A 1,489-nucleotide genomic window follows, 5' to 3' on the forward strand; every position below is an offset into this window, starting at 1 on the left:
GCCGCGGGACGGCCGGACGGGCCGGCTGCCTCCGCGGCTCCGGTGTCCCCGGTGGGTGCCCCGGGTCCGCCCGGGGGCACGGGCGGGTCGCCGGCGGGTCGTGTCGTGGAGGGTTCGGGCAGCTCCAGCTCACCGGGCCGGTTCTCGGCCCACCAGGCCACCACGGCCGCCCGGAACGCCGCGTCCTGCTGCAGCCGGGACACCAGTACCTGCCCGCCGAGCCGGGCCCGCTTGGCGGGGGTGAACCGGGCGAAGCGGCGTAGCGGGGTGGGGACGTCCCCGGGCGGCAGCCCGCCCAGCGCGGTACCCGCGATCTCGGCGAGCCGGGCCCGCAGCGGGGCGGGCAGCTCCGGCCAGTCGCTCGCGGCCGGGTCGGCGGCGCACGACGGGACCCCGGAGCACGTGGGCTCCGGTCGCTCCGTGTCGTCGTGCGCCATCGGTCCAGGTTATCCCCGCCCGGCCCGGATCGCCGTCGGCGTGGCCGTCCGCGGCCGGGACGTCCCCGGTTCGGGGTCCGCGCCCCGCTCCCCGGGCCGGGGCCGGGTGTTCGAACATGCTGTCGGGCCCCACGGCTACGGTGCAGGGCGTGACCTCCTGCTCCCCGCAGCTCACCTTCGACGAGCTGGGCACGCCACTGCGTGACGTCACCTTCTGCGTGGTGGACCTGGAGACCACCGGCGGCAGCCACCGGACCGACGCCATCACCGAGGTCGGCGCCGTCGCGGTGCGCGGCGGCAGCCGGATCTCCGAGCTCGGCACCCTCGTCGACCCGGGCGTGCGGGTCCCGGCCGACATCACCCGGCTGACCGGCATCACGAACGCGATGCTGCACGACGCGCCACCGCTGGGTGCGGTCCTGCCCTCGGTGCTCGACATGCTCCGCGGCTCGGTGCTGGTGGCCCACAACGCCCCGTTCGACACGGGTTTCCTCAAGGCCGCCTGCGAGCGCCTCGAACGCCCCTGGCCCGGCCCGCCGGTCCTGTGCACCGCCCGGCTCGCCCGGGCCGTGCTCCCGCACACCGAGTGCCCCAGCGTGAAGCTGGGCACGCTGGCCCGGCACTTCGGCTGCGCCACCACCCCGGACCACCGGGCACTGACCGACGCCCGGGCGACCGTCGAGGTGCTGCACCACCTGCTGGAGCGGATCGGGAACCTGGGTGTGCAGAGCCTGGAGGAGCTGCTGCAGCTCGTCCGTGACCGGGCCCCGCACCGGCCCACCACCACCCAGCGCCGTCGCAGGCACCTGGCGAACGACGTGCCCTCCGAGCCCGGTGTGTACCTGTTCCGCGGCGGCGACGGCCAGGTGCTCTACGTCGGCACCAGCGGCGACCTGCACCGGCGGGTGCGGTCGTACTTCACGGCCGGGGAGAAGCGCCGCCGGGTCCGCGACATGCTCGTCCGCGCCGAGAAGGTCGACACGGTGGTCTGCGCGCACGCCCTGGAGGCCTCGGTGCGCGAGCTGGCGCTCATCGCCGCGCACCGCCCGCCG

The 1,489-nt window shown here is 76.5% G+C and carries 1 protein-coding gene and 1 pseudogene; one reads left to right on the plus strand and one right to left on the minus strand.

Annotated elements, in window-relative coordinates; genetic code table 11:
- A pseudogene (locus GTW08_RS24870) lies at positions 1 to 437 on the minus strand (RNA-binding protein); the annotation flags it as partial.
- Positions 438 to 553: 116 nt separating this feature from the next.
- Between GTW08_RS24870 and GTW08_RS24875 the strand changes: the two are divergent.
- The coding region (locus tag GTW08_RS24875) for a DEDD exonuclease domain-containing protein (protein ID WP_161152615.1) at positions 554 to 1,489 on the plus strand (936 nt) is incomplete at its 3' end.

It is taken from the genome of Pseudonocardia sp. SID8383 (assembly GCF_009864975.1).
Taxonomy (GTDB): domain Bacteria; phylum Actinomycetota; class Actinomycetes; order Mycobacteriales; family Pseudonocardiaceae; genus Pseudonocardia; species Pseudonocardia alni.